Origin of the sequence: Salinirubellus salinus, assembly GCF_025231485.1 — an archaeon.
Classification (GTDB): Archaea; Halobacteriota; Halobacteria; order Halobacteriales; family Haloarculaceae; genus Salinirubellus; species Salinirubellus salinus.
In genome coordinates, this window is record NZ_CP104003.1 from 212,400 (window position 1) to 234,200 (window position 21,801).

General features: G+C 70.7%; 23 protein-coding genes. 13 read left to right on the forward strand and 10 right to left on the reverse strand.

Annotation, left to right across the window (positions count from 1 at the left end; all coding sequences use genetic code 11):
- Positions 1-16: 16 nt before the first annotated feature.
- From N0B31_RS01175 to N0B31_RS01185, 3 genes are all read right to left on the reverse strand, one after another.
- Positions 17-1,270 carry a Re/Si-specific NAD(P)(+) transhydrogenase subunit alpha gene (locus tag N0B31_RS01175; RefSeq protein ID WP_260593924.1) on the reverse strand — a complete coding sequence of 418 codons (1,254 nt, stop codon included), beginning with the start codon at positions 1,268-1,270 and terminating at the stop codon, positions 17-19.
- A gap of 55 nt (positions 1,271-1,325) precedes the next feature.
- On the reverse strand, positions 1,326-2,102 hold the full coding sequence (locus N0B31_RS01180) for an SDR family NAD(P)-dependent oxidoreductase (RefSeq protein WP_260593925.1): 777 nt from the start codon (positions 2,100-2,102) through the stop codon (positions 1,326-1,328).
- A gap of 159 nt (positions 2,103-2,261) precedes the next feature.
- Positions 2,262-3,932 carry a flavin-containing monooxygenase gene (locus N0B31_RS01185; protein WP_260593926.1) on the reverse strand — a complete coding sequence of 557 codons (1,671 nt, stop codon included), beginning with the start codon at positions 3,930-3,932 and terminating at the stop codon, positions 2,262-2,264.
- Positions 3,933-4,079: 147 nt separating this feature from the next.
- Between N0B31_RS01185 and N0B31_RS01190 the strand changes: the two genes are divergently transcribed.
- Entirely contained in the window at positions 4,080-4,586 is a 507-nt protein-coding gene (locus N0B31_RS01190) for a monooxygenase family protein (RefSeq protein WP_260593927.1), read from the forward strand.
- On the forward strand, positions 4,583-5,020 hold the full coding sequence (locus N0B31_RS01195; protein WP_260593928.1) for an SHOCT domain-containing protein: 438 nt from the start codon (positions 4,583-4,585) through the stop codon (positions 5,018-5,020). Before N0B31_RS01190 ends, N0B31_RS01195 begins: the two co-directional genes overlap by 4 nt.
- Here N0B31_RS01195 and N0B31_RS01200 read toward each other — a convergent pair.
- On the reverse strand, positions 4,957-5,601 hold the full coding sequence (locus tag N0B31_RS01200; protein WP_260593930.1) for a TetR/AcrR family transcriptional regulator: 645 nt from the start codon (positions 5,599-5,601) through the stop codon (positions 4,957-4,959). The two genes, N0B31_RS01195 and N0B31_RS01200, sit on opposite strands and share 64 nt — an antisense overlap.
- A gap of 99 nt (positions 5,602-5,700) precedes the next feature.
- Here N0B31_RS01200 and N0B31_RS01205 point away from each other — a divergent pair, with 99 nt between their 5' ends.
- On the forward strand, positions 5,701-6,120 hold the full coding sequence (locus tag N0B31_RS01205; protein WP_260593931.1) for a DUF7522 family protein: 420 nt from the start codon (positions 5,701-5,703) through the stop codon (positions 6,118-6,120).
- Between the two features lie 30 nt (positions 6,121-6,150).
- Here N0B31_RS01205 and N0B31_RS01210 read toward each other — a convergent pair whose 3' ends face one another.
- Positions 6,151-7,734, reverse strand: coding sequence for a globin-coupled sensor protein (locus tag N0B31_RS01210; RefSeq protein WP_260593933.1), 1,584 nt, complete (start codon positions 7,732-7,734; stop codon positions 6,151-6,153).
- A gap of 144 nt (positions 7,735-7,878) precedes the next feature.
- Between N0B31_RS01210 and N0B31_RS01215 the strand changes: the two genes are divergently transcribed.
- Both N0B31_RS01215 and N0B31_RS01220 read left to right on the forward strand, forming a co-directional pair.
- Entirely contained in the window at positions 7,879-8,736 is an 858-nt protein-coding gene (locus N0B31_RS01215) for a pantoate kinase (protein ID WP_260593934.1), read from the forward strand.
- Between the two features lie 51 nt (positions 8,737-8,787).
- Positions 8,788-9,537, forward strand: coding sequence for a 4-phosphopantoate--beta-alanine ligase (locus N0B31_RS01220; RefSeq protein WP_260593936.1), 750 nt, complete (start codon positions 8,788-8,790; stop codon positions 9,535-9,537).
- A gap of 6 nt (positions 9,538-9,543) precedes the next feature.
- Here N0B31_RS01220 and N0B31_RS01225 read toward each other — a convergent pair whose 3' ends face one another.
- Together N0B31_RS01225 and N0B31_RS01230 are read right to left on the reverse strand one after the other, a co-directional pair.
- Positions 9,544-10,323: a DUF7388 family protein gene (locus N0B31_RS01225; RefSeq protein WP_260593938.1), complete on the reverse strand. Its 780-nt coding sequence runs from the start codon at positions 10,321-10,323 to the stop codon at positions 9,544-9,546.
- 69 nt (positions 10,324-10,392) lie between these two features.
- Positions 10,393-10,980: a cupin domain-containing protein gene (locus tag N0B31_RS01230; protein ID WP_260593940.1), complete on the reverse strand. Its 588-nt coding sequence runs from the start codon at positions 10,978-10,980 to the stop codon at positions 10,393-10,395.
- Between the two features lie 133 nt (positions 10,981-11,113).
- Between N0B31_RS01230 and N0B31_RS01235 the strand changes: the two genes are divergently transcribed.
- Positions 11,114-11,653, forward strand: coding sequence for a cupin domain-containing protein (locus N0B31_RS01235; protein ID WP_260593941.1), 540 nt, complete (start codon positions 11,114-11,116; stop codon positions 11,651-11,653).
- Positions 11,654-11,674: 21 nt separating this feature from the next.
- Here N0B31_RS01235 and N0B31_RS01240 read toward each other — a convergent pair whose 3' ends face one another.
- Positions 11,675-12,631, reverse strand: a complete 957-nt coding sequence (locus N0B31_RS01240; RefSeq protein ID WP_260593942.1) for a prenyltransferase — start codon at positions 12,629-12,631, stop codon at positions 11,675-11,677.
- A gap of 7 nt (positions 12,632-12,638) precedes the next feature.
- Positions 12,639-13,340: a phosphoribosyltransferase gene (locus tag N0B31_RS01245; protein WP_260593944.1), complete on the reverse strand. Its 702-nt coding sequence runs from the start codon at positions 13,338-13,340 to the stop codon at positions 12,639-12,641.
- Between the two features lie 59 nt (positions 13,341-13,399).
- Here N0B31_RS01245 and N0B31_RS01250 point away from each other — a divergent pair, with 59 nt between their 5' ends.
- The 5 genes from N0B31_RS01250 (at position 13,400) to ppsA (ending at position 19,016) form a co-directional block, all read left to right on the forward strand.
- Positions 13,400-13,897, forward strand: coding sequence for a nucleoside deaminase (locus N0B31_RS01250; protein WP_260593945.1), 498 nt, complete (start codon positions 13,400-13,402; stop codon positions 13,895-13,897).
- 70 nt (positions 13,898-13,967) lie between these two features.
- Positions 13,968-14,210, forward strand: coding sequence for a hypothetical protein (locus N0B31_RS01255; RefSeq protein WP_260593947.1), 243 nt, complete (start codon positions 13,968-13,970; stop codon positions 14,208-14,210).
- Between the two features lie 63 nt (positions 14,211-14,273).
- Entirely contained in the window at positions 14,274-15,677 is a 1,404-nt protein-coding gene (locus tag N0B31_RS01260; RefSeq protein WP_260593949.1) for a DUF3887 domain-containing protein, read from the forward strand.
- Between the two features lie 58 nt (positions 15,678-15,735).
- Positions 15,736-16,659, forward strand: coding sequence for a PhzF family phenazine biosynthesis protein (locus tag N0B31_RS01265; RefSeq protein WP_260593950.1), 924 nt, complete (start codon positions 15,736-15,738; stop codon positions 16,657-16,659).
- An 83-nt stretch (positions 16,660-16,742) separates the two neighbouring features.
- Positions 16,743-19,016 (forward strand): phosphoenolpyruvate synthase, encoded by a 2,274-nt coding sequence (gene ppsA / locus N0B31_RS01270; protein ID WP_260593951.1) that lies wholly within the window; start codon positions 16,743-16,745, stop codon positions 19,014-19,016.
- Between the two features lie 12 nt (positions 19,017-19,028).
- Here ppsA and N0B31_RS01275 read toward each other — a convergent pair whose 3' ends face one another.
- Positions 19,029-19,652: an HAD family hydrolase gene (locus N0B31_RS01275; protein WP_260593952.1), complete on the reverse strand. Its 624-nt coding sequence runs from the start codon at positions 19,650-19,652 to the stop codon at positions 19,029-19,031.
- A 144-nt stretch (positions 19,653-19,796) separates the two neighbouring features.
- Between N0B31_RS01275 and N0B31_RS01280 the strand changes: the two genes are divergently transcribed.
- Both N0B31_RS01280 and mfnA read left to right on the forward strand, forming a co-directional pair.
- Complete coding sequence (locus N0B31_RS01280; RefSeq protein WP_260593953.1) at positions 19,797-20,621, forward strand: DUF7537 family lipoprotein; 825 nt, start codon at positions 19,797-19,799, stop codon at positions 20,619-20,621.
- A 68-nt stretch (positions 20,622-20,689) separates the two neighbouring features.
- Complete coding sequence (gene mfnA / locus N0B31_RS01285) at positions 20,690-21,742, forward strand: tyrosine decarboxylase MfnA (RefSeq protein ID WP_260593955.1); 1,053 nt, start codon at positions 20,690-20,692, stop codon at positions 21,740-21,742.
- The last annotated feature ends 59 nt before the right edge of the window (positions 21,743-21,801 follow it).

The following is a 21,801-nucleotide window of genomic DNA, read 5'->3' on the forward strand; positions in this document are numbered from 1 at the left end:
CCACCACCTCCGCGTCTCAGGCATCGGACCCTCCATCGGTCGGCTCCGGGCCGGAACCGGCGGTACTGTCGGTGCTGTCGTCGCTGCCGACGCCGCCGGGGTCGTCGACACTGTGGGTTCCCGGAGCCGCGTCGGCCTCGTCGCGGCGGTTCGGGGCCCGGACCGTGCCGTCGTGGGTGAGGAGTGTGGCGTCGACGATCTCGTCGTCGATATCGACGTGGAGACTCCCGTCCCGGAGGAGGTGTTCGAGGAAGTTCGCGACGTTGTTCGCGAACAGTTGACTGGCCGTCCGGGGGACCGTGGCCGGGAGGTTCGTCGGTCCGAAGACGGTGACGTCGCCGTACTCGACGGTCTCGTCGGGACGCGTCGGCTCGCAGTTGCCGCCACCCGCGGCCGCGAGGTCGACGACGACGGAGCCGGCGGCCATCCCGTCGAGCATCGCCTCGGTCACGAGCGTCGGGGCGGGCCGGCCCGGGACCGCCGCCGAGGTGACGACGACGTCTGCCGCGCCGACGGCGTCGGTCATGGCCTCGCGCTGCTCGCGGTAGAACTCGGGGTCCTGCTCGCGGGCGTAGCCGCCCCCGGTGGCGGCCTCGGCCGTCTCGAGGTCGAGTTCCACGAACCCCGCACCGAGGCTCTCGACCTCTTCCTTGACGGCGGGTCTGACGTCGTAGGCCCGGACTCGCGCGCCGAGGCGCCTGGCGGTCGCGATCGCCTGCAGCCCCGCGACGCCCGCCCCGACGACGAACACGGACGCTGGCTGGATGGTCCCGGCCGCGGTCATCTGCATCGGGAAGAGCTTCGGGAGTGCGTCGGCCGCCACGACGACGGCCTTGTACCCCCCGAGACTCGCCATCGAGGTGAGCACGTCCATCGACTGAGCCCGCCCCGTCCGGGGGAGGAGTTCGAGGGCGAAGAGGGTGACCCGTCGGGCCGCGAGCGCCTCGAGCGTCGCGTCCTCGACGGCGTAGGGGCCGAGCATCCCGACGACAGTCCCGCCCTCACGGTACGGGTCCACCTCGCCGTCGGGTCGGGCACCGAGGCCACGGACCTGGAGGACGACGTCCGACCGCTCGAACACCGCTGCCCGGTCGTCGAGCACCGTACAGCCGACGGCCGCGTACTCGTCGTCGCTCCAGTCGCTCCCGGTGCCCGCCCCCGTGGCCACCAGCACGTCGAGGCCACGCTCGACGAGCCGTCGGGCGACCGGTGGAACGAGCGCGACGCGGGTCTCGCCCACCACCGTCTCGCCCGGGACCCCGATCTTCATCGGTCGTGTCGGGTGCGACCGGTGGCGCGTTCCCTGCGACCCTGTCGCGTCCCACTCATCGCCAACTCGTCCACCCGCCGTCGACGACGAGCGACTCGCCGGTCACGTACGCCGCGAGGTCACTCGCGAGGAAGACCGCCGCGCCGGCGATGTCCTCGGGCTGGCCGTACCGGCCGAGGGGGACCAGCTGCGTGAACTGCTCGGCCTGCGCCGCGGTCGCTTCGGGGTCCGGCGATTCTCCCCCGATGGTCGTCTCGATCCCGCCGGGGTGGATTGCGTTGACCCGGATACCGTGCTCGCCCAGGGCGTGTGCGAGCGAGTAGGTCATCGTGGTCAACCCACCCTTGGACGTGGCGTACGTGGACCAGTTCCCGTTCCCGAACAGCCCCGCGACACTCGAGATGTTGATGATGGACCCACCCTCCCGGTCGAGGAGCCGTTCCGCGGCGACCTGGGCCCCGAAGTACGCGCCTTTCGTGTTGACGTCCAGCAGCTGCTGGTAGTCCTCTTCGGTCACCTCGAGGAAGCCCGTCATGTGCAAGATGCCGGCGTTGTTCACCCAGACGTCGAGGCCGCCGAACTCCTCGGCGGCATCCGCGGCCGCCACGAGGTCGTCGGTGTTCGTGACGTCGCAGTGCACGAACGTCGAGGCGGTGTCGGTCTCCTCCGCCAGCAGTTCGTGTGTCGGCCTTCCACCCTCCTTCGGCTCCTCGCGAACGTCCGCGACCACGACCGCGGTCGCGCCGTGTTCCGCGAAGCCACGTGCGATTCCCCGCCCGATACCCGAACTACCACCCGTGACCACCGCGGTCTTTCCATCGAGGAGCGTCATGTCTGATTCGACCAGTCCGAGAGATTCGTGTCATAACGATAAAAAGAGACGACGTGTCCCACGCGCTTGGAACGTCAACACGAAGAGACGTCTCGGCCGAGAGGCCCGGCCCCTCCGGCTCGGTCGCAGGGCCGTCGACACCTATCGCCGCTCGCGTGTCTAGTCCGCCGCCTCCGCCTGCTCCCGCCGCCCCAGCTCGAACCCGTCGTAGTCCTCGCGAGCCACGCGCTCGCAGATGCCGCGGTACATGTCCAGCCCGGCCGGGAACGGGGTGAAGATGGTCGGCTTGCCCGGGACGTTCGCCCCCCGGTACCACGACTCGGCCTCCGAGAACAGCATGTTCTCGGCCAGCATGTTCGTGTTCTGGACCCACTGCTCCTCCGAGTGTTCGGTCGCCTCGATGCGGTCGTAGCCGTGTTCGTCCAGGTAGCCGATGCAGTCGTCGATCCACTCGACGTGCTGTTCGATGGACATCGGCATGTTCGTCAGCACGCTGGGGCTCTGCGGGCCGGTGATGGTGAACAGGTTCGGGAAGCCGTGGATGCCCAGTCCGAGGTACGTCTTCGGGCCGTGCTGCCACTTCTCGGCCAGCGTCAGCCCGTCGCGCCCCTCGATGTCCATCGCGAGGAGCGCCCCGGTCATCGCGTCGAACCCGGTGGCGAAGACGACGACGTCGAGGTCGTACTCGGTGGCCGTCGTCCGGATGCCCGAGGGCGTGAACCGCTCGATGGGTTCGCCGTCGTCGCTCACGTCGACGAGGCTGACGTCGTCGCGGTTGTACGTCCCGTAGTAGTCGCCGTAGTCCATCGGTGGGCGCTTCGCGCCGTACGGGTGGTCGCTCGGGACGAGCTTCTCGGCCGTCTCGGGGTCGTCCACCTTCGCGCGTATCTTCTCGCGGATGAACTCCGAGACCGTCTCGTTCACCTCGGCGTCGGTGAGGATGTGCTGGGGTTCGAACGCGTGGAGGAACCGGAACCCGCCCTGCTGCCAGCGGGCCTCGAGGACCTCGTGTATCTCCTCGTCGCTCAGGCGGCGCGAGTGGAGGTGGTCGACCTCGAACGGCATCCCGAGTCGCGAATCGCGGGCCCGCTCCCAGATATCGTCGTAGTTCGCCTTGATGTCGGCGTACTCGTCGTCCTCGAGCGGTCGGTTCCGCGCGGGGACGGCGTAGTTCGGCGTCCGCTGGAAGACGGTGAGGTGCTCGGCCGTGCCACCTACCTCGGAGATGAACTGGATGCCGGTCGACCCGGTGCCGACGACGCCGACGCGCTTCCCCTCGAGATCGACGCCCCCATCGGGCCAGCGGGCCGTGTGGTACCCCTCGCCCTCGTAGGTCTCCAGCCCCGCGAAGTCGGGCTTCATCGGCTTCGAGAGACAGCCCACCGCGCTGACGAAGAAGCGCGTCGTGACGGTCTCACCGTCCGCGAGTTCGACCGTCCACGTGCCCGCGTCGTCGTCCCACGTCGCCCCCGCCACCTCCCGCTCGAACTCGACGTCCCGACGCAGGTCCAGTCGGTCCGCGGCGAAGTTCAGGTACTCCAGTATCTCCGGCTGTTCGGGGTAGCGCTCGGTCCACTCCCACTCCTCGTACAGGTCCTCGTCGAAGGAGTAGCAGTAGATGTGACTCTCGCTGTCACACCGAGCGCCGGGGTAGCGGTTCCAGTACCACGTCCCGCCGACCTCCTCGCCCTTCTCGAACACGCGGACCGAGAGGCCACGTTCGCGGAGCCTGTGCAGCATGTAGAGCCCGGAGAACCCCGCGCCGACGACGACGGCGTCAACGTCGACGTCGGTGGCTCCGCCGCTCGTGTGTGCGTCACTGTCGGACACGGTCGCTCACTGGGCGTAGATTTCCCCACCCGCGGTTAAACCTGATGCCGTGCTGAACAGGGTGTCTCTCGAACAGGCTGGACAGCCCCTCCCGGAGCTGGCTGAGTGAATACTCAGATTTATGCCGGCTGAGTGCTCACTCAGTCCATGGGAGAGAACGACGACCGCGTGTCCGCGGCCCGCGACGAGGGCTTCGGCGTCTTCCTCGTCGGGATGCGCATCGACCGGCTGCGGGCGGTTCGCGGGGGGCTCCCCGTCGCCGCCGCGGCCCCGCGGATGGTGCGCGAGCAGGCGCCAGCGGGGTTGCTCGGGAGCCGGTACCTCCGCGACGGGTGGCAGGGCCCGACCATCGTCCAGTACTGGGCGTCCTTCGAGGCGCTGGAGCGGTACGTCGCCGCGCCCGGCACGGAACACCGACGCCGGTGGCAGCGGTTCGACGCACGGGCCGCCGAGAGCGACGCCATCGGCATCTGGCACGAGACGTCCCTCGTCGAGTCCTACGAGACGGTGTACCGGCATGTGCCGCCCCACGGCCTCGGGGCGGCGGGGAGCGAACTCGTCCCGGCGGACGCCGAGCGTGAGACCGCGGCCGGCCGACTCGGCCGCGACCCCGACGGTGCGCCGTTCACTCCCGACGGGGAGGTGTCGGGATGAACCACCACGAGTCCGGCTGTCGGGAGCCGCCGACCCCCCTCGTCGGCGTCGTCGCGGGCGGCGTGACGCTCCTCGTGCTGGCGACGGCCTTCTCGCTGCACGCGCTCGACGTGTCGTGGGCGTGGGTGGTCTACCCGCTCGGGTTCGGCGGCGTCCTGCCGCTGGCGATGGGCGTGGCCGCCCGGGCCCGACGCGAGGAGGAGTCACGCCCGACGAGGCGGTCACCCGACGGGCACCACGGCGACACGCCGTCGGCGGCACTCGACGACCTCCGGCTGCGCTACGCGCGTGGCGAACTGGACGAGGCGGCGTTCGAGCGACGGCTCGAGCGCCTGCTGGCGTCGGAGGCGTCCGAAGGAGTGCCAGACCGCTACGACGAGGCGTACTCGGCAGGCGGCGAGACCCCCTCGGCCAGCACCACGCGGTCGAGGTAGTCGAACAGCCGTTCCCTGACCCCTTCGCCCACGTCCCGCATCCCGAGTGCCTTCTCCGCGCCCGCGGTGCCGTCCGTCGTCGTCAGCAGGTACGCCGCGGTGGCCTCGGGGTCGACGTCGCGGAACACGCCGGCCTCGACGCCCTCCCGGAGCACGTCGGCGAGGTCGGTCAACACCGCCCGCTCGTAGGCGGTGAGTCGCTCGCGGAACCGTTCGTTGTGTCGGGCGTGCGCGAGCAACTCCATCACGGCGACGGCGATGCCGGTGTCCACCTCGTCCTCCGGGTCGCCGAGCAGGCGGTCGCAGGCGGCGTAGAGCCGTGTCACGGGGTCGGCGTCGGCGAGTTCGGCGAGGCGACGGGCGATGCGGTCCGTGGCGAACTCGAGGAACGCGATGACGAGGGCCTCCTTGGTGTCGTAGTGGTAGAAGAAGAACGCCTCGCTCTTCTCGGACTCGGCGGCCACCTTCTTGGTGGTGAGGCCGGCGTAGCCGTGGCGGGCCAGCGCCCGCATCACCGCCTGGACGGCCTCCTCGCGGGCCGCGGGTGGCACCTCCGAGACGCCGTCGGCGTCGTCGCTCATACCCGGCGTAGGCCGACCGGTGGGATACGGTTTTCCCCCGACGCGCTCTCGCGTTCGTGACAGCGAGAAGGCTATACGCTCCGGACGCCTCCCGGTAGCATGGTTCACAGCACGACCCGCGAGTTCACGGAGGGTCTCGTCGCCACCTGCCGGACCGCGCTGGGTGACACCCTCCGCAGCGTCGTCCACTTCACCCCCGACGGGTACGGGGTGCTCTACCTCCGGTCGGACCTCGGGGCCGACCCGCACGACGCCCACGAGGCCAAGCGCGCGCTCGTCGAGAACGAGCGACTCGGCTTCGACTCCCGTGAGACGTACAGCGACCTGCAGGAGGCGCCCGGCGTCGACGGGTCGCTCGGGGAGTACCTGTTCACCGTCCGCGCGTTCACCGACGGCTACCTCGCGCGGGTCCTGTACGGCGACCACGGCGTCCTCGTCACCACGGACTCGATGGACATCGACGCGTTCGAGGAGTTCGCCGTCGCCGCCCAGCGGACCCTCGAGGACCTCGCCGACTGACTCCCGACCGGCGGTCTCCCGCCGACGGCGTCACTCCTCGGTCAGTCGGGCGACCACACGGGTCACCTCGTCGAGCATCGCGGTCTGCTCCTCCGTCGCGGCGGCGATGTCGTCGACCTCGGTGGAGACGGCGGTCGCCCCCTCGACGGCGTCCTCGACGAGCGAGGCCACCTCCTCGGTGGAGGCGGCCTGCTCCTCGGTGGCGTCGGCCACCTCGCGGATGCCACGCGAGGTCTCCTCGACCGCCTCGGCGATGTCGTCCAGCGACGCCATCGCATCCTCGACGCGCTCGATACCGTGGTCGACCTGTTCCTCGGTCTCGTCCAGGCTCGCGACGGTCTCCGTCGCGTCCGCCCGGATGTCCTCGACGAGCTGTTCGATCTGGCCGGCCTGTCGCTGTGACTCCTCGGCGAGGCTCTTGACCTCGTCGGCGACGACGGCGAACCCCTGTCCCGCGTCGCCCGCGCGAGCGGCCTCGATGCTGGCGTTGAGCGCCAGCAGGTTCGTCTGCTCGGCGATGCGGTTGATGACCTCGACCACCTCGTCGACCTCGGCGATGCGCTCTTGCAGGCTGGAGAAGTCGTCGGCCATCTCCGTGGCCGCCTCGTCGATGTCGCCCATCACCTCGCGGGCCGTCTCGGCGGACTCGCGGCCCTCGTCGGCGGTCTCGGCGGCCTGTGCGCTCCGGCCGTTCACCTCGTCGGCCGTCGAGGCGATCTCCTCGATGGTGGCGCTCATGTTCGACACCTCGCCCGCGACGTTCTCCATCGACTCGCGCTGGCGCTCGGCGACGCCGGATATCTCCTGGGCGCTCGTCGAGACTCCCTCGGCCGCGTTCTGGAGTTCCTCGACCGGCTCGAGCACGTCCGACTCCACCTCCCGGGTGAGGTGCTCGCGCTGGTCCATCTCCGCTTGCATCTGCTCGGCGTAGGAGTGGATGTAGGTGTCCATCGCCACCTGCTGGTCGAGGTTCATCAGTTTCACCACGGACAGGAGGCGCTCGACGGTGGCGTCGACGGCCGCCTCCACCTCGCCGGCCTGCGGTGCCGTCTCGGGCGAGACGGGTCCGTCAGGTCGGTCGGCCGGGCCGCCGGCGTGCGTGGGTGCCTCGTCCACCCCACCGTCCGTGGCCGGGCCGCTCCCGCGGGCGTACTCGGCCTTCACGTCGCTGGCGACGGCATCGAACAGACCCCGGTAGTAGACGGCGTAGGCGCCGAGGTAGATCTTCGGGCCCAGTCCCAGCAGGTCGTGGAGCTTGCCGATTCGGGCGCGGCGGGCGAAGTAGTCGGTGCCGTACGTGCCTCGACCGAGGTCCTTCAGGTACTGCCGCTGGTCGCGCTTGAGCGCCTCGACCGGCTTGTCGGACTTGTTCAGGATGGCGACCGTCTCGGAGTGGGCCTGCAGGTGGTCGTAGAACTCCTCGACGAGGTCGTCGGCGACGGTCTCGAACGACGGTAGCATCGACTCCAGCCGTGCCTCGTCGGCCGCGTCGAAACCGGTGAACGACTTGCGCCACGCGATCTCCTCGCCGTCGATACCGATGGCGGAACTCAACTCTCCGCCGTCGACCCCCTGTCTGACGGCGGCGGTTATCTTCGGGTCCCCTGACGACATACCCGAACCAACGGAGTCCCCAACTTAAGGTAGCGGGCCCAGTTATCACCGCCGATAGTCGACCACCCGCCGGGGGCGCAGCGTGTGGTGGCTCCACGGCCGAACCCGAGGGGTTTACCCGGGCGAGCGCCGAGGTGACGAGCGATGGACGAAGCGACGGCGTTCGTACCCGGCCACGTCACCGCGTTCTTCAGCGCCCACCGGGACGACGACCCGACGAAGGCCGGCTCGCGTGGGGGTGGACTCGCGCTCTCGGACGGCGTCCGCGTGACCGTCTCGCGGGCGGACGAGCGCGGCGACGCGGGCGCCGACGCCGACCCCGGGCTCTACCTCGACGACGACGCCATCGAGATGGACTCCGTCGCCCGCGTGCTCCAGGCGCTGCGGGTCGAGAACGCCCGCATCGAGGCGACGACACCGCTCCCGCTCGGCTCCGGGTTCGGGGTCAGCGGTGCGACGGCGCTCGGCACCGCGCTCGCGGCGGGGCAGGTGTACGAGCGGCCGCTCTCGGAGGCCGAACTCGTCACTATCGCCCACGGCGCGGAGGTGCAGGCCGGGACCGGCCTCGGCGACGTGGTCGCACAGGCCCGCGGCGGCGTCCCGCTCCGCCTCGAACCGGGCGCGCCCGCCCACGGCCGGATGGACGCCATCCCGAGCGGCCCGCGGCGGGTGGAGTACCTCGCACTCGGCCAGCTCTCGACCGAGGCGGTCCTCTCGGGCGACACCGACCAGCTCTCGGCGGCCGGCGAACGGGCGGTGTCGACCGTGGCCGGCGAGCCGACGATGGGGACCTTCATGGAGGCCGCTCGGCGGTTCGCCCGCGAGGCCGGCCTGCTGACCGACGAACTCCGCGCGGTCGTGACCGACGTGAGCGACGCCGGCGGCGACGCCTCGATGGCGATGCTCGGTGAGACGGTGTTCGCGCTCGACACCGGCCTCTCGGACGCGGGCTACGACCCGGCCGTCTGCGAGGTCCACCGCGCCGGCGCGGTGCTGGAGTGACTCCGCGGCGAAGAGGAGAGAGTTTTCACGAGCGGGTCGCACACTCCCGCTATGACCGACGTGGAGGTACCGGAGTCACACCCCCGGTACGAGTCACTCCTGACGCGCCACCGCATCGAGGAGGGCGTCGAGAAGGGTATCACCTCGAAGCAGGGACTCATCGCGCAGGGCCGCGGCGAGGCGTTCGACTACCTGCTGGGTGAGCGGACCATCCCGAGCGCCCGCGAGGCCGAACGCGTGGCCGCCGCCTACCTCCTGCTGGCCGAGCACCCGGTGCTCTCGGTCAACGGGAACGTCGCGGCACTCTGCCCCGGCGAGATGGTCGAACTCGCCGAGGCGTCCGGGGCGGCCCTCGAGGTGAACCTGTTCAACCGGACGCCCGAGCGGATGCAGGCCATCGTGGACCACCTGCGCGAACACGGCGCCGAGGAGGTGCTGGGACTGACGGCCGACGGGCGTATCCCGAACCTCGACCACGAGCGCGCGAAGGTGGACCGCGAGGGCATCGGGACGGCCGACGTGGTGCTCGTCCCGCTGGAGGACGGCGACCGGGCCGAGGCGCTCGCGGCGATGGGGAAGACGGAACTCGTCGTCGACCTGAACCCGATGAGTCGCTCCGCGCGGTCGGCGACGGTCCCCATCGTGGACAACATCGTCCGGGCGGTGCCGAACGTCACCGAGTCGGTGCGGGAGCTGCGCGACGCGTCTCGTCAGGAACTGGAGGCCATCGTCGAGGCGTTCGACCGTGAGGCGGCGCTGGCGGCGGCCGAACGGGCGATTCGAGAGGGCGGCGAGGAGTAGTGGCCGTCAGGTGAGGAACGCGTCCAGCCCGCGCGCCGGGTAGCCGACGACGTGGTCGACGCCCGCCTCGCGGAGCGCCTCGACCTGTTCTGCGACCGACCCGACGCTCCCGACGAGCGCGTAGTCGCGTACGGCCGCCGAGAGCACCTCGCGTGCTCGTCCCGTCGCCGTCGCGTCCGTGGCTGCACCCTCGGGGAGCGCCCGGCGGACGGGGCCGCGACGGGCAGCGTAGGCCCCCACGGCGTCGAGGATGGCGTCCTCGTCCTCGGCGAGAACCGTGGGTGCGTAGACGGCGACGCCGCCGTCGAACCCGGCCGCGCGGAGCGCCCGGACCTCGCGTTCGGTCGACCGCGAGAGCAGTTCGTACTGGACGCCGCCGGCGGCCAGCGCCACCCGTTCGACGCCCTCCGTGCCGACCCACGCGTCGGGGACGGCCTCGCGGGCGGCACCGAGCCGGGGGGCGACGGCCCGCTCGCGTTCCGCGTCGGTCAGGTAGGCCGGGTGGCCGGCGACGAGGACCCGCTGGGCGGCTGGGGGGACCCGCGAGACGAGCGAGTCGTCTCCGAGCGGGTCGAACCCGTCGGCCCGGACCGGCGTCGTGACGTACAGGTCGACGCGCTCGGCGAGTCGCCGGAGCGTCCGCTCGCTCGGCAGGTGCTCGCGCCCCTCGTAGTCGACGGCGACCCGGTCGACGGGCAGGTCGACCGCGCGCGAGACGTCACACTCGGCGGGTTTCAGTGCGACCGTGTCGATTCCGGCACGTCCCAGCGTCCCCTCGGTCAGCATCTGGTCGGAGTGGGTGTCTCGGGCGTATGGGGCTGTCGTTTCGGGCGAGTGTGGCCGCCCCCGGACGTGCTACTCCCGCTCGGCCGCGACCGGGTCTGCGCGGTAGCCGAGGGTCCGCGCCACTGGAGCCAGCGCCCCGAACACCAGTCTCTGGACGCGGAGCGGCGGGCTGGCGAGATGGAGGAGGTCGTAGCCGTAGGCGTCGTACAGCGCGGCCACCTGAAGCAGGGAGGGGGAACCGTCGGCCCGGAGTTCACCCCGCTCTCCGAGCGCAGCCAAGTCACGGAGGAACGCCTCGGTGCGCAACCCCGGCTCGAGCCGCACGGTGAGGTGGAGCTCCGTCGTCTCGGGGTTCCGCCACGTGTGAGGGGTCCCGGCCGGGACGGTCACCGTCTCCCCTGCGGTGTGTGTCGTCGGTTCGCCGTCCCGGACGAGCTCGAGCGTGCCGCCCTCGACGGTGAACGTCTCGTCCTGCCGGGGATGGACGTGCTCGGCGAGAGGTACCATCTCCGGGACGGCCCAGATGTCGAGTTCCAGCGGGTCGGTCGCGGGGTCGTCGGGCGGTGTGTGGAACAGGGCCCGTTCGCCGGTCACGGGGTTCTCCACGTATGCCGGCTCTGTCGGGTCGATACCGGGAGGTGTCTCGTGGACGGCCATACCGGACGTGGGTGGCGAACAAGCAATTGTTGCCGGGTTTGTCGGGGGCGACCGGCGACGAAATCAACCCGAAAACCGTTCGGTCGCACCGAGCTTCCTAACAAATATTGCCGGTTATTCCGTACCATCTCGTATGCCGACAGCAGCCGAGGCGGGCGAGCGGAGCCGTGTCCTCGACTTCGAGGGGTTCCCCGGCCGGTGGGAGATACTCGAGACGGGCGAGGAGACCGACGGTGAGCGGTTCACGACACGGATGGAACTGGAGGAGCGGTCGGAACTCCCCGTCCACGCGCACCCACACGCCGAGGAACACTACGAGGTGGTCGCCGGCGAACTCGAGGTACAGGTCGGCGACGAGTGGTCGACGCTGACCGCGGGCGAGCGAGCAGTGGTCCCGCCGGACACGCCACACACGTTCCGGAACGAGACGGACGCGGTGGTACTGAACGTCCACAGCCCCGCCCTGCGCTTCGAGGAGTTCTTCCGGGGCTTCCACCGACTCAAGATCGGGCGGGGGGTCGAGATGCCGCCGCGGGGGCCGAAGCCGGCGGTGCTGCTCGCGATGCTCCTCGTGGAACACGAGGACGAACAGGTCGTCGTCAGTCCACCACAATGGGTGTTCCGCGTGCTGGCGAGGGTCGGGTCCCTGATCGGGTACCGGCTCCCGGAGTGAGCCGGCGACCGCCCCGCCGCCTCAATCGAGACCCAGCGCCGGCAGGAGGTCCGCGACGAACGCCCACGCCAGCAACTGCGCGACCGCCATCACCACCATCGCGGCGACGGTGGGGAACGGCCGTTCGTCGCGGGTGAACGTCGCCACGCCCCAGACGGCGAACGGGACGGCGGCCAGCGAGGCGGCCGTCACGACCGGCGGGAGGACCGGCCCGGTCAGCGCGGCGAGCGAGGCGAAGGCGGCCACGACGGCGGCGAGGTGGACCCCGCGGAGCCGACGGGGGGGCCACCGCGTCGGGAGCGTGAACTTCCCGGTGGCCGCGTCGACCTCGCGGTCGGGCCACTGCGTCGCGAGGAGGTTCGCGAACACCAGCAGGGTGAACGGGACGACGGCGAGACAGACCACGAGCGAAGGGGGCGCGAGGACGGTCGCGCCGTAGTGTGGCAGGAGGAGCCCGCCGAGCAGGGCGTTGTCCACCTCCCCGAGGCCGCGGCGCGAGAGCGCTACCGGCGGGAGCGAGTAGGCCCACCCGAGCAGGGCGATGGCCGCGAGGAACAGGAACGCGCCGGGCGACAGCCACCCGACGAGCACGAGGCCGAGCGAGAGGAGCGCACCGACCACGCCGGCGGTGAGCGTGGCGGTCCAGGCGACCGAGCGTGGGACCGTGTCGGCCGCACCCGACCCGCCGGAGAACGGCGTCCGCGAGCCGCGCTCGGAGGTGAGGCGGTCGGTCTCGTAGTCGGCGAACTCGTTGGCGAAGTGGACGCTGGCGGCGACCGGCAGGAGCGCGAGCAGGCCGACCAGGACGGCTCGTGGGTCGAGCGTCGTGCCCGAGCCGACGGCGATGGCGACGCCGAGCGCGTAGACGGCGACTATCAGGAGGAGCTGCGAGGGCCGGGCCATCTGCCAGACCGCCAGCGCCGCCTCGGCGGCGGTCGGTGCGTCGCGTCGGTCCCCCGGTCGCTCGGTGCCGGTCACTCGCCGCTCACGCCTCGCCGTCGGCCAGGCGCCAGCCCTCGTCGACCCGGTCGACGACCTCACGGCGCTCCATCTCGGTCAGCACCTCGTCGAGTCGGCCGGGCTGGGCGATCTCCATCTCCATCCGCTCGACGCGGTGGTACTCCGAGAGGAGGTGGCGGATGCCGTCCGCGTCGTACGGGCCGTCGCCGTCCTTCTCCATCACGCCCGATATCAGGTCGACCATGTCCTCGATGAAGTTCCACGGGTAGACGACCCACGTCCACTCCTCGAGTCGCTCGCCGACGAAGTCGGGGTGGAACTCGCTGGTGCCGAGTAGCTGCAAGGTGGCGGTCCGGACCTCGCCGGCGTTCCGCTCCTCGACGTACTCGTCGGCGCGGCGGATGGAGCCGCCGGTGTCGGCGATGTCGTCGATGACGAGGACGTCCTTGCCCTCGACGCTCCCCTTGGGCATCGGGTAGCGCACCGTCGGCTCGCCCGACTTCTGGGCCGTACCGACGTAGTGTTCCATCTTCAGGCTCGTCAGGTCGTCCAGTCCGAGGAAGTCACAGATACACCGGCCGGCGAACCAGCCCCCACGGGCGAGCGCGACGACCACGTCCGGTTCGAACTCCGCCTCTTTCACGTCCTCCGAGACCTCCCGACAGAGGTCGTAGATGTAGTCCCAGTTCGTGATGGTGCACTTGAACTCCTCGGGCAGGTCGCTCATGTGCGGCGGGACGTATCGCCCGAGGTTAAGTGGTGTGTCTCGCCGTGAGCGGCCGAACTATGCCGGCGGGAGTCCTCGCCGTCGGCATGGACGGACTCGACCTCCCCGAGCGGTTCGCCGACTTCGACCACGCCAGCCACACCCGGCGGGCCATCGACCTCGCCCGCGAGGCCCGCGACCGGGGCGACGACGCCTACGGCTCGGTGCTCGTCCGCGACGACCGAATCGTGGCCGAGGCGCGCAACGCCGTCGTCACCGACGACGACCTCCGGGCGCACCCGGAACTGGAACTCGCCCGGCGCGCGGTCCGAGAGTTCACCCCCGAGGAGCGAGTGGAGACGGTGCTGTACACCTCGACGGAGCCGTGTCCGATGTGTGCGGGCGGCATCTACCACGCTGGGCTGGCGGCGGTGGTCTACAGCGTCTCGGCCGAGCGGGCGGGCCAACTCGGGACGGACCTGGTGGTGCCGTCGCGCGACGTGTTCGCGGGCGGGGCGCGTGACGTCGCGGTCGCCGGCCCGGTGTGTGCCGAGGCGGGCGAGGCGCTCCACGAGTGACCGTGCCGCCGCCAGAATTGTTCGTCACCTGAATAAACGCTTAGGAGCGTGTGTCACGTACGCGTCCCACATGGTTGGGTTCTACGCCGGGTCCGACGGGAGCTACTACACCGAGTGGGAGGTCGCCCTGCGGATGGAGTCTGGCGACTGGGAGCCCTGCATGTGGGACACCGAGACGGGCTGGGAACTCGTCGAGGGCGACGGCGGTCTCGTCTGGCTCGTCCCCGTCGAGGCCTCGGACCTCCCCGCCTGGGTCGAGGTCAGGGAGACGCCCGAGGGGCCGGGCGACGAGGTCGTCGACACGCGTGGCTGACCGGACGCGCCCCGGGCGGCAGGAACCGACCGGCCTTTTGTGATGGCCACAGTAGGCGGCGCCATGACCGACGAGTCCCCACCCGACGCTCCCCGACGCCGGGCGGTGCTGGCGACGCTGGCCGGCGGTCTCGGCGTCTCGCTGGCCGGGTGTTCCAGCGGTCCCTCCTCCCCGACCCCCTCGGCCACCCCGCGGCCGACCGACCCGTCGACCGACTCCCCGACGGACGACGGGACCCCGACGGGCACCGACGTGCCGGTCGAGCGCCTCCGCACGCTGGGTGCGAGCGTCTACCACCTCTACGCCGTCGGCGCGTTCGAGGACGCTCGCCGCTACTACGCCGACCGTTTCGACGCCGACCTCGACACCGAGGAACTCCGCGGCGGCTGGGACGCGTGGACGGCCACCGCCGGCCGGTTCGAGGGCGTCGCCGGCACCGTCCACCGTACGCAGGAGGGGTTCGACGTGGTGAAGGTCGTCGGCGCGTTCCAGACCGGCCTCGTCGCCATCGACTTCGTCTTCGGTGGGAACGCCGACGTGGTCGGCCTGTTCCACAGCAACCCGAACACGGGTGAGTACGCGCCGCCGGGCTACGCCGCGAGCGAGGCGGTCGTCGAGTCCGGGGTGGCGCTCTCCGAGGCGTCCTGCGGCCTCCCGGCGGTGCTGACGACGCCGAGCGACTCGGGGAGCGGGACCGTCCCCGGCGTCGTCCTCGTCGGCGACGACGGCCCCCGGGACCGGAACGGCGCGGTCGGACCGAACCGCCCCCTGCAGGACCTCGCGTGGGGACTGGCCGACCGCGGCGTGGCGAGTCTCCGCTACGACTCGCGCGCACTCTCCTGCGACTCGCTCGCCCCCGAGGCGACGACGCTCGACGCCCTCGTCGAGGACGCCACCGTCGCCGTCGAGCGACTTCGCTCGCTCGACGGCGTGGGACCGGTCGCCGTCCTCGGGCACGGCCTCGGCGGGTGGATCGCCCCCCGCGTCGCGGCCGCGGCGACCGTCGACGGCGTGGCCGTCCTTGCGGCGCCCGGCCGACCGCTCACGACGACGCGCCCCGAGGCCGCCCAGCGCGTCGCCGAGGTCGACGGGACCGTCGAGGACACCGAGCAGCGGTGGGTCGACCACGTCACGAGCGAGGCCGACCGGGTCGGGGACCTCGCGGCCGACGAGACGGCGCTCGGCGCGACCGGCGCGTTCTGGGCGAGCGTGGCCGACTACGACCCGGTCGCGGAGACGAGCGGCCTCTCGGTGCCGACCCACCTCCTGTTCGGCGGCCGTGACTTCGAGGTGCCCGAGGCCGACCGGCAGCGGTGGACCGAGGCGGGCGCGGTACAGGTCGTGGACGCCGCGAACCACCTGCTCCAGACCGGTGAGGGACCGGCCACGCCGGGTGAGTACGCGATCCCGAACACGGTGGCGGAGGCCGTCGTCACCGACGTGGCCGAGTTCGTGACCGGCCTGTAGTCACGTCGCGACTGCCCGTCGCGCCAACCTTCATACGCACCGCCCCCGACGCCAGTCCATGGACCAGCGACGCGCCTGTCTGGTGGACGCGTTCACGACGGAACCGCTGACCGGGAACGCCGCGGGGGTCGTCCCCGACGCCGCCGGCCTGAACGACTCGCAACTGCAGGCCGTCGCCGCGGAACTCGGCGCCAGCGAGACGGCGTTCCTCGCCCCGAGCGACGACCCCGAGGCCGACCGGCGGGTCCGCTACTTCACGCCCACGCAGGAGGTCGACCTCTGCGGGCACGCCACGATAGCGAGCCACGCCCTGCTGGCCGAGGACGGCATCCTCGACCCCGGTGAGCACACGCTGGAGACGAACGTCGGGGTCCTCGACGTCGAGGTGACCGAGGACGGGCTCGTCTGGATGACCCAGCGCCCCGCCGAGGTCGAGGAGATCGACGAGATGGACCTCGCGTACACGACGGTCGCCGAGGCGCTGGACGTGGACCCCGCCGCACTGACCGACATCGGCGCGGACCTCCCGCTGGCGCGGGCCTCGACCGGCCTCCCCTTCCTCGTCGTCCCGGTGAACTTCCTCGAACACCTCGGGAAGATGGACCCCGACCCCGCGAAGGTCGAGGCGCTGACCGACGAGTTCGACGCGACGGGCGTCTACGCGTTCACGTTCGACACGCTCGAGGCCGAGTCGACGCTCCACGGGCGGATGTTCGCCCCCGGTGCGGGCGTCCCCGAGGACCCGGTGACCGGGACGGCGTCGGGCGCCGTCGCCGCGTACCTCGACCGGTTCGGGGCCATCGACACCGACGAGATGCAGTTCGAGCAGGGCGAGTTCGTCGACCGCGGGGGCCGCGTCCACGTGCAGGTGCCGGCCGCTCCCACCGTCGACGGGGTGCGGGTCGGGGGCCGGGCGGTCACCTCGCTGGACGGGAGCCTGCTGGTCCCGGACCACGAGGAGGAGGAGATACTGGAGGTCTGAGCGTCCACTGGCTGTCACGTCCGGGGCAGGGAACCTCGCCTTCGGAACCTTCTTTATCGCTGTCCCGGTTCGTTGTTCCAACGATGGCAGTACTCTGGCTGGAGGACATACGGTCCGAGGATATCGACTCGGTCGGGGGGAAGGGGGCCTCCCTCGGCGAGATGACCGCGGCCGGCCTGCCGGTCCCTCCGGCGTTCGTCGTCACCGCGGGGACCTACCGCGCGTTCATCGAGGACACGGGTATCGACGAGGAACTGTTCGCGGCCGTCGACGTCGACACGGAGGACTCGACGGCGCTCGCGGAGGCCGAGGCGCGGGCGAAGGAACTCATCCTCGGCACCGAGACCCCCGACGAACTGCGCGAGGAGATTCTCGCGTCCTACGAGGAACTCGGTGGCGACGAGGAGGCGTTCGTCGCGGTGCGCTCCTCGGCCACCGCGGAGGACCTGCCCGACGCCTCGTTCGCCGGCCAGCAGGAGACGTTCCTCAACGTCACGGGCGAGGACCTCGTCGACCGCGTCAAGCGATGCTGGGCCTCGCTGTTCACGAAGCGGGCCATCTACTACCGCAACGAGAAGGGGTTCGACCACGAGAAGGTCGACATCGCCGTCGTCGTCCAGCAGATGGTCGACGCCGAGAAGTCCGGCGTGATGTTCACCTCGCACCCGTCGACCGGCGAGGCGCGCATCATCATCGAGGCGGCGTGGGGCCTCGGCGAGGCCGTCGTGAGCGGGTCGGTGTCGCCCGACAACTACGTCGTCGACCGACGCACCGGTGAGATCATCGACGAGACCACCGCCGAGAAGAAGGTGATGATGGTCCGCGACGAGGAGTCCGGGTCGACGGTCACCCTCGACGTGCCCGAGGACAGGCGGGGCGAGCGCGTCCTCACGGACGAGGAGATCGCCACGCTCGTCGAACTCGGTGAGACGGCCGAGGCACACTACGACGAACCGCAGGACGTGGAGTGGGCGCTCGTCGACGGCGAGGTGTTCATGCTCCAGTCCCGGCCCATCACGACCATCAGCGAGAGCGCGGGTGCCGCCGCCAGTCCGGACGGTGCCGGCGAGACCAGCGAGGGTGGGATGTTGCTGAAGGGACTCGGGGCCTCCCCCGGCATCGCGTCGGGACCGGTCCGGGTGGTCCGCAAGCTCGACCAGCTCGACAAGGTCGGCAAGGGTGACATCATCGTCACCGAGATGACGACGCCGGACATGGTGCCGGCGATGAAGCGCGCGGCCGGCATCGTCACCGACGAGGGGGGGATGACCTCCCACGCGGCCATCGTCTCGCGTGAACTCGGCGTCCCGGCGGTCGTCGGCTCGGGCAACGCCACCGAACTCCTCGGCGACGGCCAGGTCGTCACCATCGACGGCGACAAGGGGAGCGTCTCGGAGGGCGAGACGAAGACGGAGACCGCGGACGACGGCGACCGTCACGAGGACATCCGCCCGCAGAACCCCGTCAAGCCGATGACGGCGACGGAGGTGAAGGTGAACGTCTCCATCCCCGAAGCGGCCCACCGTGCGGCCCAGACGGGGGCCGACGGGGTCGGTCTCCTCCGGATGGAGCACATGATCCTCTCGACGGGCCAGACCCCCGAGCAGTACGTCGAGAACCACGGCGAGGACGCATACGTCGACGAGATCGTCCGTGGCGTGCGCGAGGTGGCCGACGAGTTCTACCCCCGGCCCGTCCGGGTCCGCACCCTCGACGCCCCGACCGACGAGTTCCGACAGCTGGAGGGCGGCGAGAACGAACCCCACGAGCACAACCCGATGCTGGGCTACCGTGGCATCCGGCGCTCGCTCGACCGCCCCGACGTGTTCGCCCACGAACTGGAGGCGTTCCGTCGCCTGTTCGAGATGGGTTACGACAACGTCGAGGTGATGTTCCCGCTCGTCAACGACGCCGAGGACGTGATCCGCGCCCGGAACCTGATGGAGGACGCCGGCATCGACCCCGAGAAGCGCACGTGGGGCGTGATGGTCGAGACGCCCGCGTCCGCGCTCGCCATCGAGGGGATGGCCGAGGCCGGCATCGACTTCGCCTCGTTCGGGACGAACGACCTCACGCAGTACACGCTCGCGGTCGACCGGAACAACGAGAACGTCGCCGACCGGTTCGACGAACTCCACCCCGCCGTGCTCGAACTCATCGGCAAGGTCATCCAGACGTGTCGCGAGCACGACGTGAACACGAGCATCTGCGGGCAGGCCGGCTCGAAACCCGAGATGGTCCGCTTCCTCGTCAACGAGGGTATCTCCTCCATCTCCGCGAACATCGACGCGGTACGGGACGTGCAACACGAGGTCAAGCGCGTCGAGCAGAAACTGCTGCTGGACTCGGTGCGGTAATCGGCGCGGGTCTCAGTTTCCTTCCCGAAGCAGTTCCGGCACCGTCACGAGCGACTCGACCGTGTAGTCCGGCTCCTTCACCGGCACCTCGTCGTCCTGTTCGACCCACACCGTCTCGATGCCGAGCGCGTCAGCGACGAACAAGTCCTCGTCGTACTCGTCGCTGACCATCACGACGCGGTCGCCGTCGTCGAGCCCCTCCAGACACCGTAGATAGCCGCGTGGATGTGGCTTCGCGCGCCCCACGTCGCTGGAGACGACGAGTTCGGCGAAACAGTCGCGGATAGCGTGGTCCTCCAGTACCGCCTCCACCCACGGCAGGGCCATGTTGCCGTGGACGTACAGTTCGTGGTCGGCCGCCAGTTCCTCGATGGCCGCGACGTGCGTCTCGGGCACCTCGGGCGAGCGCCACGTCCGCTCGACGTACTCGCGGCAGGCCGCCCGATCGGCTCCGGTGAGCGTCGAGAGCAGGTCGAGGTAGCCCGCCTCGGTCGTGACGAAGCCGTCGCGGAACGCGAAGTAGGCGATCCAGCCGGGGTAGGGGTCGACCTCGGAGTCGACGCCGAGCAGGTCCGCGTGGTCGCGTTCGTCGCCGTGGAACGCGAGGACGCCGCCGTAGTCGAGGAGGATACGCATTGGACCGGCACTGAGACCACTGGAGCGATAACCGTTCGGGACCGTGGTCGGGCCGCCCCCGCAGCCCCGACTCGTCCCGGCCGCAGCCAGATTCGCCCGACGCCATACCACCTAACATTTACCGCGCCACCACGACGCCCGAGTATGCGAAAGGTCCCTGTCGTCCTGCTCGCCGTGTGTCTCGTCCTCTCGGGGTGTAGCTTCCTCGGGGGGACGGGCACTCCCACCGCGGGACCGAATCCGGGGCCCGGCACCGACACCGGGACCCCCGTCGACGGGCAGGTCGACCCACCGGGCATCGAGAACGGGCGACTGACCGACCTGAACGTCCTGCTGGACGCACACGAGACGGCACTGCTGGAGACGGGGTTCGAGGCAGACCTCAGGGCCAACGCCACGAACTCCTTCGAGGGTGAGGTGTACGAGTCCCGCCAGCGCCAGCAGACCATCGTCGAACCCGGTGCGACGGAGTACCGCTTCCGGACCACGTCGGTGGGCGACGGGTTCGTCGCGAACAACTGGGGCAACGAGTCCACGACGGTCATCCGGGCGCGCATCGGGAACACGACGCGCTACCAGGTCGAGGACGCGACCGCCGACCGCCTGCTCACGACCCGGCCCGTGCTCGAGAACTACCTGAACGCCACCGAGATGACGGTCGTCGAGCGTGGCACGATTCGGGACGGCCAGCAGGTCGTCCGGCTCGAGAACGAGGGGACACCCTACGTCGACGAACTGGAGCGAGGGGTCGTCCCGCGCAACGCCAGCGACCTGCGCAACTGGACGGTGACCGCGGTGGTCGACGACCGGGGCCGGGTGCTCCAGTTCCGGGCGACGGGCGAGTACACGCTGCAGGAACAGGCGGGGGAACTCGACATCCGGTTCTCGGTGCTCCGGACCGACGAACCGAGCGTCGAGCGGCCCGAGTGGGTCGGCGAGGCGCTCGAACGGGCCGCCGAGCAGTCCTGAGCCCGCGGGCGGTCGGTGGCGCCGCGACTACACAACTTATAAATCAGGCGCGCCGTACTCGTGATTAGATGCAGCGGGCCCAGCCGCAGGACTTCTCGCGCGTGCTCTCCTCGATGTGTACGGAACCACATCCGGTCGCCCGTGAGGCTGCCGAGCGGTTCCTCGCCACGAACCCCGGCGACCCCGGCACGTACGAGACGGTCGCCAAACTGGAGCGGAAAGCCGTCGCGCTCCTCGGCGAGGTGACGGGCCTCGACGACGCCCCCGGCTACGTCACCTCCGGCGGCACGGAGGCGAACATCCAGGCGGTCCGCATCGCGCGCAACCGCGCGGACACCCGCACGCCCAACGTCGTCGTCCCGCAGAGTGCGCACTTCTCGTTCTGGAAGGCCGCCGACGTGCTGGGCGTCGAGCTTCGCACGGCGCCGCTCGAGGGGTACGAGGCGAACCTCGAGGCCGTGCAGGAGCTCGTCGACGAGGACACCGTGATGGTGCTCGGCGTCGCCGGCACCACCGAGTACGGCCGCGTCGACGACATCCCCGCGCTCGTCGACATCGCCGACGAGGTGGACGCCCTGACGCACGTCGACGCCGCGTGGGGTGGGTTCGTCCTGCCGTTCACGGACCACGACTGGGACTTCGCCGACGCCGACATCGACACGATGACCATCGACCCGCACAAGATGGGGCAGGCGGCGGTGCCCGCCGGCGGCCTCCTCGCTCGCGGGCCCGAACTGCTGGACGAACTCGCCATCGACACCCCCTACCTCGAGAGCCACTCGCAGGTCACCCTGACCGGGACGCGGTCGGGCGCGGGCGTGGCGAGCGCCGCGGCCGTGATGGCGGAACTCTGGCCCGCGGGCTACCGCGAGCAGTACGAGACCTCGCGGTCGAACGCGCGGTGGCTCGCCGACGCGCTCGCGGCGCGCGACGTGGGGTACGTCGAACCGGACCTCCCCATCGTCGCCATCGACCTCGCGCACGACGCCATCGACGACCTCCGCGAGTTCGGCTGGCGCGTCTCACGCACCGAGGCCGGCGAGGCCCGCGTCGTGATGATGCCCCACGTCACGCGGTCGATGCTGGAGGAGTTCGTGGCGGACGTCGAGCGGGTCGTCTGAATCGAGCGTCGTGTATCCCAACAGGCTTACCTCACCTGCAGCGCTAGCGTCGCTCGTGC